This window comes from Pseudomonas fuscovaginae SE-1 (genome assembly GCF_000364705.1).
GTDB classification, from domain to species: Bacteria; Pseudomonadota; Gammaproteobacteria; order Pseudomonadales; family Pseudomonadaceae; genus Aquipseudomonas; species Aquipseudomonas fuscovaginae_A.
In genome coordinates, this window is the sequence record NZ_AQOH01000185.1 from 20514 (window position 1) to 32059 (window position 11546).

The following is an 11546-nucleotide window of genomic DNA, read 5'->3' on the forward strand; positions in this document are numbered from 1 at the left end:
TGGGGATGCGTTGATGTGTATCAGGAGTGATCAGACCGGATGATGGAGTCTGATGAAGAGGGGGTAGATCGCTGATCGTTCCCACGCTTTGCGTGGGAACGTCTCTCTGGACGCTCGGTGTCCGCTCTTGTGACGCAGAGCGTCACCGGCTGCGTTCCCACGCGGAGCGTGGGAACGATCACTAGTCCGGCTCGGGGGGGGCCTTCGGATTCAGGGCAGTTCGTGGCTGGCGTAGAACGCGCTCAGCACCTTCACCAGGTGCGCCAGGTCATGGCTGCCCGCCAGTTCGCGGATCGAGTGCATGGCGAAGGTCGGCAGGCCGATGTCCACGGTGCGCACGCCCAGGTGGCTGGCGGTGATCGGGCCGATGGTCGAGCCACAGCCCATGTCGCTACGCACCACGAAGCTCTGCACCGGGACTTCCTCGGCCATGCACAGGTGGCGGAAGAAACCGGCGGTTTCGCTGTTGGTGGCGTAGCGCTGGTTGTTGTTGACCTTGATTACCGGACCGGCGTTGAGTTTCGGGCCGTGATTGGCGTCGTGTTTCTCGGCGTAGTTGGGGTGCACGCCATGGGCGTTGTCCGCCGAGACCAGCAGCGACCTCTGGATCGTGCGCACGTAGTCCTCGCCGTCCGGCAGCAGGCGGCGCAGGGTCTGTTCGAGCATCGGGCCATCGGCGCCGCAGGCGGAGCAGGAACCGACCTCTTCATGGTCGTTGGCGACCAGGACGCAGGTCTCCTCGCTGTCGGCATTGAGCAGCGCTTGCAGGCCGGCGTAGCAGGACAGCAGGTTGTCCAGGCGGGCACCGGCGATGAAGTCGCCGTTGAGGCCGATCACGGCCGCGCTCTGGGTGTCGTAGAAGCTCAGCTCGTAATCGAGCACCACATCGGCGCTGAGGCCGTGTTCGCGGGCCAGTTGGTCTGTGAGCACGGCGCGGAAATCGACGCGCTCGTCGCCGGCGAACTGGGCCAGAATCGGGGGCAGCTCGTTCTGCGGGTTGATTGCCCAGCCCTGGTTGGCTTCTCGGTTGAGGTGAATGGCCAGGTTGGGAATGGTTGCGATAGGCGCCTTGAAGTCGATCAGTTGGCTTTCGACCTTGCCGTCACGGCGGAAGGTGACGCGGCCGGCCAGCGACAGGTCGCGGTCGAACCACGGGGCGAGCAGGGCGCCGCCGTAGACTTCGACGCCCAGTTGCCAGAAGCCCTGGCGCTGCAGTTCGGGCTGTGGCTTGACCCGCAGGCACGGGCTGTCGGTATGGGCGCCGACCATGCGGATACCGGCCAGCAGCGGCGAGGCGCGGCCGAGCTTGATGGCGATGATGGAAGAGTCGTTGCGGGTGACGTAGTAGCGACCGTTGGCCTCGGTGTGCCAGGTCTCACGTTCGTCGAGACGCTGATAACCCGCCGCCTCCAGGCGCTGGACCAGGCTGGCGGTGGCATGAAAGGGGGTGGGGGAGGCCTTGAGGAAGTCGATCAGGCCTTGGTTCAACTCTTCGCGCATAAGTGGCTCCAGACAGCAGTGGCGGGAGTTTACCGTATCTTGTAGGCGCCGGCTTGCCTGCGGTGAGGGCGAGGGCCAGGCAAGAAGGCTTGCTGGTGGCGAGGGGGCTTGCCCCCGCTGGGCTGCAAGGCAGCCCCAAAACAGGCGACCGTGTTGTGTCTGGGGACGAGTCAGCCGGGTTGCGACTGCTTCGCAGTCGCCGGCAAGCCGGGCTCCTACAGGACGTTTGTGGCGAGGGGGCTTGCCCCCGCTGGGCTGCAAGGCAGCCCCAAAACAGACGACCGTGTTGTGTCTGGGGGACGAGTCGGCCGGGTTGCGACTGCTTCGCAGTCGAGCGGGGGCGAGCCCCCTCGCCACACAGTCTGCGTATGTCGTTCAGAACGGCGCCGGGCACTCGAAGCGCAGGCGCTCGCCGCTCTGCGGATGGGTGAAGCTCAGCATGCTGGCGTGCAGGCACAGCCGCGGCCAGGCCGCCAGGGCCTGCGGATGGGCATAGAGCCCGTCGCCCAGCAGCGGATGACCGATGGACAACATGTGCACCCGCAGTTGATGCGAGCGTCCGGTGATCGGCGTCAGTTCTACCCGACACCAGTCGGCGTGGCGTTCGAGCACCCTCCAGAAGGTCAGGGCATGCTTGCCGAACTCGTGGTCGACCACGTGCCGCGGTTTGGTCGGCGGGTCGTAGCGCAGCGGCAGGTCGATGCTGCCGCTGTCCAGTTCCGGCTGGCCCCAGCACAACGCGGTGTAGGCCTTCTCGGTTTCCCGGTCATGGAACTGGCGTGACAGTTCGCGATGGGTATCGGGGTCGCGGGCCAGCAGGATGATGCCCGAGGTTTCCCAGTCCAGCCGGTGGACGATCAGGGCTTCGGGGTAGCCGTTTTCCTGCAGGCGGGTGATCAGGCAGTCCTTGTTGTCATCGGCCCGGCCCGGGACGGAGAGCAGCAGGGTCGGCTTGTCCACCACCAGCACGGCGGCGTCCTGATGGATGATGCGGATATTCGACAGCGGCATTAAAACGGTCTCGTAACAAACGCCAACGGCGGCCCGATGGTGCTCACACTTGCGCTCTTGTGGTAGCCGGCTTGCTGGCGACAGGGCCAACGCGGTTCATCAGATAAACCGCGTCGAGACGATCGCCAGCAAGCCGGCTCCTACAACTGCGTTGCGTGTGAACATCACCGGGCCGCCGTGGCTCCGGCCGGATCGATCAGCGATCAGGCAAGGTGATATTGAGTTCCAGGATCGAGCAACTGCCCTGGTTCTCCAGGGCGACGTGCACGTCATCGGACCCGATATTGACGTACTTGCGGATCACTTCCACCAGTTCCTGCTGCAGGGCGGGCAAGTAGTCCGGGGTGCTGCGTTGGCCGCGTTCGTGCGCCACAATGATCTGCAGACGCTCTTTCGCGACCGACGCGGTGCTTACTTTTTTGCTGGCACGAAAGAAGTCAAAAAGGTTCATTGCTTAGTTGCCTCCAAACAGGCGCTCGAAGAATCCCTTCTTCTGTGCATCGAGGAAACGATGCTCGACGGTCTTGCCCAGCAGGCGGTCGACCGCATCGCTGTAGGCCTGGCCAGCATCGCTCTGGTCGTCGAGGATGACCGGTACGCCCTGGTTGGATGCCTTGAGCACCGCCTGGGATTCCGGGATCACGCCCAGCAGGGTCACGGCCAGGATTTCCTTGACGTCCTCGACGCCAAGCATTTCTCCCTTGCTCACCCGCTCCGGGTTGTAGCGGGTCAGCAGCAGGTGTTCCTTGATCGGCTCGCCGCCCTGTTCGGCACGGCGCGACTTGCTGGCCAGCAGGCCGAGCATGCGGTCGGAGTCACGGACCGAGGAGACTTCCGGGTTGGTCACGACGATCGCCTCGTCGGCGAAGTACATCGCCAGGTGCGCGCCGGTCTCGATGCCGGCCGGGGAGTCGCAGACCACGAACTCGAAGCTTTCCTTGAGCTCCATCAGGACCTTTTCCACGCCTTCCTTGGTCAGCGCGTCCTTGTCACGGGTCTGGCTGGCCGCCAGCACGTACAGGTTTTCCAGGCGCTTGTCCTTGATCAGGGCCTGCTGCAGGTTGGCTTCGCCGTTCACGACGTTGACGAAGTCGTACACCACGCGGCGCTCGCAGCCCATGATCAGGTCGAGGTTACGCAGGCCGACGTCGAAGTCGACGATCACTGTCTTGTGGCCGCGCAGCGCGAGGCCGGTACCGATGGCGGCGCTGGTGGTGGTCTTACCCACACCACCCTTGCCGGATGTAACCACGAGAATCTTGGCCAAGGTGTTTCACCCCTAAGGAAAAAGGACTCTTTCTAGCCCTGAAGAACGTCGCTGAAAAACAACTGTAGTCATACGGCTTCGGCCTGGAAGCGACGAAATGTTCAAAGTACCGGCGGTAATTTTTACATTTCGTGTTTTCCTAAGCCCTTTGAGCCATTTTCGCTACGAAGAAGGCGACATTTCGGAAATGGCGGCAAGTATCCGTTAAAGACGGATGATGTTCAACACATCGCCGGACAAGCTGATCTGAACGCCCGAACCCCATAGCGGATCGCGGCGCAGATCCTCGGAAACCTTGTAGTGACCGGCAATCGACACCAGTTCGGCACTCAATTGCTGACAGAAAATCCGCGCCTTGGTGTCGCCCTTGACGCCGGCCATGGCACGACCACGCATCGGTCCGTAAACATGGATGTTGCCATCGGCCATAAGTTCCGCGCCGGGGCTGACGGAAGAGACGACAACGAGGTCGCCGCCCTTGGCGTAGACCTGCTGGCCGCCGCGCACCGGGGTGGTGATGATCCGGGTCGGCTGGACCGTCGGCTCCGGTGGTTTTTCCGGGACTTTCTTCACTTCGCCTTCGGTCGGATCGACCGGCCGCTCGCGGGCACCGGACGGCGGCAGCACGGGCAGGTCGATGGCGATCGCGGCGGCGATGTCTTCGATACGGTTGGCACGGATCGCCAGGGTTCGCAGGCCGTGCTGGCGGCAGACGCGCATCAGTCCGGGCAGGTCGATGGCGCCCTGGTCGGCGGGCAGTTTGTCCAGGGCCAGCACCAGCGGGGTATTGCTGAAAAAGTTCGGGGCCTGGACGACCTTGGCCGCCAGTTGGCGGTCGAGGGCCTCGAGGTTGTTCTGCGCCAGTTCCAGCACCGTGATGGCGAGCATGCTGCCCTTCAGCTGGAACACGGGATCCTGGTCTAGCGGTTCGGTTTGGCTCATGGTCGGCATAACGTGGCTTGTCGCTGAAAGTGCCGAGACTTATAACGAGAACGCCCGCGCCCCGCAAGCCGCGCCGAACCGTTGTAGAATGCGCGACCCTGTGTCTGTCCGGAATCGTTAATGGATCGTCCGCGTTTTCAAGCTGCTTTTCTTCACCCCCGTTATTGGCTGCTGTGGCTGGGGTTGGGGCTGCTCTGGCTGATCGTCCAGTTGCCCTACCGTGCCCTGCTGCGTATCGGCCGTGCGCTGGGGCTGGCCATGTATCGGGTGGCCGGCGAGCGTCGGCGCATTGCCGCGCGCAACCTGGAGCTGTGCTTTCCGGAAAAGTCCGCCGCCGAGCGTACCTGCCTGCTCAAGGAAAATTTCGCCTCCACCGGCATCGCCTTCTTTGAAATGGCCATGAGCTGGTGGTGGGCCAAGCCGCGCCTCGCGCGCCTGGCTCATGTCGAAGGCCTCGAGCATCTGCGGCAGGCCCAGCGCGAAGGCAAGGGCGTGATCCTCATGGCGCTGCATTTCACCACCCTGGAAATCGGTGCGGCCCTGCTCGGCCAACAGCACACCATCGATGGCATGTATCGCGAGCACGGCAATGCGCTGTTCGACTTCATCCAGCGCCGTGGGCGCGAGCGACACAACCTCGATTCCCTGGCGGTGGAGCGCGACGACGTGCGCGGCATGCTCAAGCTGCTGCGTTCCGGCCGGGCGATCTGGTATGCCCCTGACCAGGACTATGGGATCAAGCAGAGTATTTTCGTGCCGTTGTTCGGCATCCAGGCCGCTACCGTCACCGCCACCACCAAGTTCGCCCGCCTGGGCAAGGCGCTGGTGGTGCCGTTCACCCAGGAGCGTCTGGCTGACGGCAGTGGCTATCGGCTGGTGATTCATCCGCCGCTGACGGACTTCCCGGCTGAATCCGAGGAAGCCGACTGCCTGCGGATCAACCGCTGGGTCGAGGTTTCGCTGCGCGCCTGCCCCGAGCAATACCTGTGGACTCATCGACGGTTCAAGAGCCGACCGGCGGGAGAACCACGACTCTACGACAAAAAACGACGATAAAACGCGGCAGCCCCTTGCTGTCGGGGAAGGGCCTGGTGTAATCAGATAGCCAGCTGACTGATGGAGTTGTCACGATGAGCCCAGCGGAACCGGTTACCGGCCTGATACTTTCAGGCGGGGGCGCACGAGCGGCGTACCAGGTAGGCGTGCTGGCGGCGATTGCCGAACTGCTGCCGCCGGGGGCGAGCAATCCGTTTCCGGTGATCGTCGGCACTTCGGCTGGCGCGATCAACGCCGTCAGCCTCGCCAGCGGGGCGATGAACTTCACCGCGGCCGTCGAGCGCCTCAGCGCGTTCTGGCGGAATTTTCGCAGCCATCGGGTGTTGCGCAGCGATTGGCCCGGGGTGATTCACCAAGCCGCGCGATTTTTCGGTCACAGCCTGCTCGGCCTTGGCTCCCAAGTGCCGGTGGCATTGCTCAACAGTTCGCCGCTGCGCGACCTGCTCAACGAGAAGATCCACCTGCCGGGAATCGAACAGTCCATCGAGCACCAGCAATTGCGGGCGGTGGCGGTAACCGCCTTCGGCTATGAATCGGGGCAGGCGGTGACCTTCTATCAGGGCAAGGGCGCCATCGACTCCTGGCTGCGCCATCGGCGTATCGGTGTCCCGACCCAGTTGACCGTCGATCATCTGCTGGCCAGTTCGGCCATTCCTCTGCTGTTCGCTCCGGTCAAGCTGGACCACGAGTACTTCGGCGATGGCGCGGTGCGCCAGTCGGCACCCATCAGCCCGGCGTTGCACCTGGGGGCGAGTCGGGTGCTGGTGGTGGGGGTCAGCGGCAACTCGCGGGGGCTCGATCCGCGGGCGGTTGTCGAACGGACCTTCACCGGCCAGCAGCCGAGCCTGGCACAGATCAGTGGGCACATGCTCAACAGTACCTTCATCGACAGCCTGGAAAGCGACATCGAGCTGTTGCAGCGCTTGAACCAGTTCAGCCGCATGCTGCCACCGCATCAGCCACGGAGCCTGGGGCTGGCGCCGGTGGATGTGCTGGTGATCGCGCCCAGCCGGCCGCTTGACGAGATTGCCGCACGGCATCGACACGAGTTGCCGCCGGCGTTGCGGACATTTCTACGGGGGCCGGGGGCGACCCGGACCAGCGGTGCAAGCGTGCTCAGCTATCTGCTGTTCGAGGCGAGCTATTGCAGCGAACTGATCGAGTTGGGGCGTCGCGATGCCTTGGCCAAGCGCGATGAACTGTGCCGCTTTCTCGGGTTGCCCCAGGCGATGATGTTGCAGGCGGCGTCGGCCAGTTGATCCGGCTGCCTCGGGTCTGCTGTCTGTGGGAGTGGGCTCGCCCGCGAATGAGCCCTTGAGCCTTGCGGTGTCGATTCGACCGCATTCGCCGCCGGCAAGCCGGCTTCCCCAGCCGTTGTGCTGCTCCGGGAATGGGCGGCGCCTCTGCTCCTATAGGTGCAACAGTCTGGCCGCCAGATAGCGGGCCACCGCTTCCTCGGTGCAGGCGCCGATGGTTTCGTGCTGGGGTAGAGCCTTTGTCACTTTGTGGTGGGCGGTGCCCATGACCAGGCCCTTGCCGGCGACGGTGAGCATTTCCACATCGTTCATGCCGTCGCCGAAGGCGATGCACTGGCTCAGCGGGATATCCAGGAATTCGGCGAGCCGTTTCAGCGCATTGCCCTTGGACACCGCGCTGGCCATGAACTCCAGACAGAAGGGTGACGAGAAGGTGCTGTGCACGGTGCTGCCGAGCAGGGCCTTGAGCCTTGAGTCGAGTGCCACCAGGGCCTCGTGGTCACGTTCCGGGTGGATGAAGAAGAGCTTCTCGACACCCTGCACGGGAAAATCCCGGGCATCCAGCAGGGTGGGTGGGAACTCATCCTGCAGGGTGAAGGTATCCAGCAGTGCGCGATCGGCGTTGGTGATCCAGCGTGAGTCACAGTAGGCGTTGATCATCAGTCCCGCAGTTTCCCGCGTGGCGTCGAGCAGGCCGCGGACCGCATCTTCGTCCAGGAACTCGCAGGCGACCAGGTTCCCGCAGGCGCTGGTGATGCAGGCACCGTTGGAGGTGATCAGGTGCACCGGCAGCGGGTAGTCATGCAGGATCGCCTCGACCTCAGCTCGGCTGCGGCCGGTGGCGATCGCCACGTGCCGGCCGGACTCGACCAGTCGGTCGAGGACCGAGCGGGAATACTCGCCGATGCGGTCGTCCGCAAGCAGCAAGGTCCCGTCGAGGTCGGAAACGATCAGGTTGTACAGGTTGTCGTGGGAGCCGGATTCATCCGCGAACAGTTTCACAGGTTTTCCCGATAGCCTTGCGTGTTATTCGGCGATCTGCAGCTTGCGCGCCTCGGTATAGACGTAGCGTACCTTCTCGTACTCGAACGGCGAGTTCAACTGGCCGTAGCGGAAGCTGGTGGTATAGCGTTTGTCGATGGCGCGCAGGGCGTAGATCTCCGGATGGTTCTCGCTGGTTTCGGAGACGTTGAGGAAGTTGATCTGCGATTCCGCCGCGAAATCGAACACCAGGCCACCGGTGTCACGCAGGTTCGACGGGCCGAAGAACGGCAGTACCAGGTAGGCACCGCCCGGCACTCCATAGAAGCCCAGTGTCTGGCCGAAGTCCTCGGTCTGGCGCGGCAGGCCCATCTTGGTTGCCGGGTCCCACAGGCCGGCGATGCCGATGGTGGTGTTGAGCAGCAGCCGCCCGGTGGTCTCCAGCGAGCGCTTGCCCTTGAGCTGGAGCAGGCTGTTGAGCAGGTTGGGCACGTCTCCCAGGTTGCTGAAGAAGTTGCTCACGCCACTGCGCACGAAGCCCGGGGTGATGTAGCGGTAGCCGTCGACCACCGGCAGGAACACCCACTGGTCGAAGCGGTAGTTGAAGTGATAGACGCGACGGTTCCACGACTCCAGGGGGTCGTAGACGTTCAGTGCGTTAAGGGTCGAACGTTCGAATTCACGCTGGTCCAGACCCGGGTTGAACTTGAGTTTCTTCAGCGGCTCGGTGAAACCGTCCGCATCGGGTACGACCGGGTCATGGGCCTTGCTGTTGTCGGCCTGGGCGTAGCCGGCGCAGAGCAGGGCGGCGATAAGCATCAGATGTTTAGCCACGGAAGAACTCCAGCATGGCGTCGGCGTTGACGCGGTAATTGAGGTTGCCGCAGTGGCCGCCATGGGGGTAGACGGTCAGGCGATTGCCGAAGGTGCTGCGCAGGAAACCCAGGTCTCCGGGGCCGAGGATGACGTCGTCGGCGTTGTGCATCACGGCGATTTTCGGGCTGTCGTGCAGGTAGTCCTTGAGGGCGTAGAGGCTCACCTGGTCGATCAGTTGCAGCAGGCTGCCACCGTCGGTGCGGGCACGCCACATCGGAATCACCTGGTCGGTCAGGTAGCAGTCGAAGTCGCATTGCAGGGCCCGCTTGAGCATTGGGGTCAGGCTGGTGCCCTCGGTGATCGGGTATTTGGGGGGCGTGATCAGGCCGCGGCGGTTGATCAGGTCGGAGGTAAAGGCGATATCCGCCGCCGAGAAGCGGAAGGAGGTACCGATCAGCATCGCCATCTGCTCATTGGTCAGGTGCTGCCTGGACTGCTGGAAGTCGTAGAGCAGGGCGTCGTTGAGGTCGATGTAGCCCTTCTGCTGGAAGTAGCGGGTCAGCTTGGCCAGTACCAGTTCATAGAAGGTGGTGCTGTTGTTGATGCCCTTGACCTCGGTCTGCACCAGCTTGTCGAGGTTGGTGATGGAGGTATAGAGGTTGACCGGCGGATTGAGCAGCAGCACCTTCTTGAAGTTGAAGCTGCGGCGGGTTTCATCCAGCTTGCTGATGAAGGCTGCATCCAGGGCGCCCAGGCTGTAGCCGCTGAGGTAGTAGTCGGTGACCGGCAGTTTCGGGTTCTGGGCGCGCACGGCTTGCATCACCCGATACATGTCCTCGGCATCTTCCTGGGTGATGCCCGGGGTGGCGAAGCGCGAGGCGGCGCTCATGAAGTCGAAGCTGGTCGGCGACGACAACTGCACCACGTGGTAGCCGGCCTTGTAGTAGAGCTTCTTCAGGTATTCGTTGAGGCTGCTGTCATAACGCGCTCCGGTGCCGGCGATCAGGAATATCAGCGGTGCGGCGTGATCCTGGCGGGCGACACGGTACGTGAGCTTCTTCACCGCCCAGAAGTTGTCCGGCAGGATGAACTCGCGTTCCGGGCGCAGTTGCACGCTGTAGTCCGACTGGTCGATGTCATCATCATCGGGCAGTTGCGGGCGCAGATCCGGCGGAGTGGTGGCGATGGTCGCTTCGAACGGGTTGGTCAACGGGTAGCCATAGCTGGCGGCGTCGACATCGACCGCCAGCGCGGACGCACTCAGAATGAGACCGCCGACAAAAGTGGCGAGACGCAGGGAACGGAGCATGACTACATCCTTTAAAAGGCGATGCTGAATGGGAGTCGCAGGCTATGACCACTGGGGTACTGCCGAAGTGCCATGTCCGCTGACGAAAAAATGCAGTCGTGCGGCATTCATCCAGACAATAGCCTACAGACGATACACTTTGCCGTAGTTTGCTGACCAGTTAACCCTTGTTAAAGCTTGCAAGCGGCGCCTTGGCGATTATGCTGGGCGCCGCTTTTTTGCCTATCGGAGTCGTTCATGTCCCGCCGTTTGCCGCTGATTCTGCTGCTTCTCGTCCTGCCCCTATGGCTGGCTGCCAGTTATGGCGTGCGTTACGGGCTGATGGAAGATGGCCGGTGGGTCGGTCTCTGTGTCGATGAGGCGCTGCGCTGGGAATGCCAGGCGCGTTCGAACCTGGGCTGGCTGATTCATTTCAAGGTGCTGGGCTGGACTGCCCTGGTGATGGCGTTGCTGGCATTCGTGCTGCCGCGGCGGCTCGGTTGGGGGCTGGCGGTGCTGGCGCTGTTGATCGGGTTTCCGGCATTGGCGCTGTACAACACCAGTCTGGCGGTGTTCGCGGTGGTGATCGCCGGCCTGCGGTTGGTGCGGGCGGCCTGAGGACCTGATGCAAAAAAACGGGTCGGGACTGTCCCCAAGGGTTGGATGGGAGGCCAACTTCTTGGGGACAGTCCAGTTTGTGGGAGCCGGCTTGCTGGCGATCCGCCGAACGCGGCCATCCAGCAACTGTATGTGGCGTTCATGAGAACGCTATCGCCAGCAAGCCGGCTCCCACAGGGGCTCAGTGGTCAATTCCCAGGTCAGCGGCGAACGCGCAGGCTGCGCCACAACGCCGCGACCAGCAGCAGGCTGACTGCCGCCCAGCCCCAGGCCTGTGGGTTCTGCAGCCCTTCGCGATAGAGCTGGGGGACGATACCGGCACCGATGATGAACGCCAGCAGGGCGATCTCTCCCCGTGGCGCGCGGACCGGGCGTAACAGGAACGCCAGCGCAGGCAACAGCAGCGCCGCGCTCGGGAAGCTGCGGTAGCGTGGGTCCAGCGCCAGCTCCAGCATCATCACCGCTCCCGCGAAACCGGCGGCGGCCAGCAGCCAGCCGGCACGATGCTCCAGCCATGCGAAGACACCGTGGCGCCAGCCCGAACGATCACCCAGGGCCAGGGCCGCGTGGGCCAGTACCAACAGGTTCAGGCCCAGCAACAGGCCGGCCCAGATCCATTCGCCGGCAAAGCGGCTGGTCACCCGTGCCAGTTCGCCCCAGGCGCCGATGGAGCAGGCAGCGAGCGCGCCCAGCAGCGGCAGGAGCAGCGCGGCGCGGGGTGTGCGTACACGCCCGCCGATCAGCAGGGTGGCGACGAACAGCATGGCACCGAATGCCAGCCATTGTGGCCAGTACGGCAGGGGGGGCACGG

The 11546-nt window shown here is 63.6% G+C and carries 11 protein-coding genes and 1 pseudogene; 3 read left to right on the forward strand and 9 right to left on the reverse strand.

Translation table 11 applies throughout. The features are described 5' to 3' along the window. Positions 1-210: 210 nt before the first annotated feature. From K675_RS0117200 to minC, 5 genes are all read right to left on the reverse strand, one after another. On the reverse strand, positions 211-1500 hold the full coding sequence (locus K675_RS0117200) for a M18 family aminopeptidase (RefSeq protein WP_017904736.1): 1290 nt from the start codon (positions 1498-1500) through the stop codon (positions 211-213). Positions 1501-1875: 375 nt separating this feature from the next. Further along, the gene (locus K675_RS0117205; RefSeq protein WP_017904737.1) at positions 1876-2511 is read right to left on the reverse strand and encodes an RluA family pseudouridine synthase; all 636 of its coding nucleotides are present in this window, start codon (positions 2509-2511) and stop codon (positions 1876-1878) included. A 196-nt stretch (positions 2512-2707) separates the two neighbouring features. Next, positions 2708-2962: a cell division topological specificity factor MinE gene (minE, locus tag K675_RS0117210; RefSeq protein WP_010449114.1), complete on the reverse strand. Its 255-nt coding sequence runs from the start codon at positions 2960-2962 to the stop codon at positions 2708-2710. 3 nt (positions 2963-2965) lie between these two features. After that, a complete protein-coding gene (gene minD / locus K675_RS0117215; protein WP_017904738.1) occupies positions 2966-3778 on the reverse strand; it encodes a septum site-determining protein MinD in 813 nt (270 codons plus the stop codon). A gap of 204 nt (positions 3779-3982) precedes the next feature. After that, positions 3983-4720 (reverse strand): septum site-determining protein MinC, encoded by a 738-nt coding sequence (gene minC, locus K675_RS0117220; protein ID WP_026145283.1) that lies wholly within the window; start codon positions 4718-4720, stop codon positions 3983-3985. 120 nt (positions 4721-4840) lie between these two features. Between minC and K675_RS0117225 the strand changes: the two genes are divergently transcribed. Together K675_RS0117225 and K675_RS0117230 are read left to right on the forward strand one after the other, a co-directional pair. After that, entirely contained in the window at positions 4841-5776 is a 936-nt protein-coding gene (locus tag K675_RS0117225; RefSeq protein WP_017904740.1) for a lipid A biosynthesis lauroyl acyltransferase, read from the forward strand. Positions 5777-5850: 74 nt separating this feature from the next. After that, a complete protein-coding gene (locus K675_RS0117230; RefSeq protein ID WP_026145284.1) occupies positions 5851-7035 on the forward strand; it encodes a patatin-like phospholipase family protein in 1185 nt (394 codons plus the stop codon). Between the two features lie 150 nt (positions 7036-7185). Here the strand turns inward: K675_RS0117230 and K675_RS0117235 are convergent, their stop codons facing one another. From K675_RS0117235 to K675_RS0117245, 3 genes are read right to left on the reverse strand one after another with little or no spacing between them, the layout of a single operon-like run. Next, entirely contained in the window at positions 7186-8034 is an 849-nt protein-coding gene (locus K675_RS0117235) for a Cof-type HAD-IIB family hydrolase (RefSeq protein WP_017904742.1), read from the reverse strand. A gap of 24 nt (positions 8035-8058) precedes the next feature. Further along, positions 8059-8847: an MlaA family lipoprotein gene (locus tag K675_RS0117240; RefSeq protein WP_026145286.1), complete on the reverse strand. Its 789-nt coding sequence runs from the start codon at positions 8845-8847 to the stop codon at positions 8059-8061. Next, on the reverse strand, positions 8840-10138 hold the full coding sequence (locus K675_RS0117245) for a serine protein kinase PrkA (RefSeq protein WP_017904744.1): 1299 nt from the start codon (positions 10136-10138) through the stop codon (positions 8840-8842). Before K675_RS0117245 ends, K675_RS0117240 begins: the two co-directional genes overlap by 8 nt. 237 nt (positions 10139-10375) lie before the next feature. Between K675_RS0117245 and K675_RS0117250 the strand changes: the two genes are divergently transcribed. Then, positions 10376-10735 carry a hypothetical protein gene (locus K675_RS0117250; protein WP_017904745.1) on the forward strand — a complete coding sequence of 120 codons (360 nt, stop codon included), beginning with the start codon at positions 10376-10378 and terminating at the stop codon, positions 10733-10735. A gap of 200 nt (positions 10736-10935) precedes the next feature. On the opposite strand, the pseudogene K675_RS0117255 reads toward K675_RS0117250, so the two are convergent. After that, positions 10936-11546 (reverse strand): annotated as a pseudogene (locus K675_RS0117255) (beta (1-6) glucans synthase); the annotation flags it as partial.

What these genes read in the sequence shown, in the direction of transcription:
- K675_RS0117200 (WP_017904736.1), bottom strand. Translation starts at nt 1,500, where the DNA reads ATGCGCGAAGAGTTGAACCAAGGCCTGATCGACTTCCTCAAGGCCTCC.
- K675_RS0117205 (WP_017904737.1), bottom strand. Translation starts at nt 2,511, where the DNA reads ATGCCGCTGTCGAATATCCGCATCATCCATCAGGACGCCGCCGTGCTG.
- minE (WP_010449114.1), bottom strand. Translation starts at nt 2,962, where the DNA reads ATGAACCTTTTTGACTTCTTTCGTGCCAGCAAAAAAGTAAGCACCGCG.
- minC (WP_026145283.1), bottom strand. Translation starts at nt 4,720, where the DNA reads ATGAGCCAAACCGAACCGCTAGACCAGGATCCCGTGTTCCAGCTGAAG.
- K675_RS0117225 (WP_017904740.1), top strand. Translation starts at nt 4,841, where the DNA reads ATGGATCGTCCGCGTTTTCAAGCTGCTTTTCTTCACCCCCGTTATTGG.
- K675_RS0117230 (WP_026145284.1), top strand. Translation starts at nt 5,851, where the DNA reads ATGAGCCCAGCGGAACCGGTTACCGGCCTGATACTTTCAGGCGGGGGC.
- K675_RS0117245 (WP_017904744.1), bottom strand. Translation starts at nt 10,138, where the DNA reads ATGCTCCGTTCCCTGCGTCTCGCCACTTTTGTCGGCGGTCTCATTCTG.
- K675_RS0117250 (WP_017904745.1), top strand. Translation starts at nt 10,376, where the DNA reads ATGTCCCGCCGTTTGCCGCTGATTCTGCTGCTTCTCGTCCTGCCCCTA.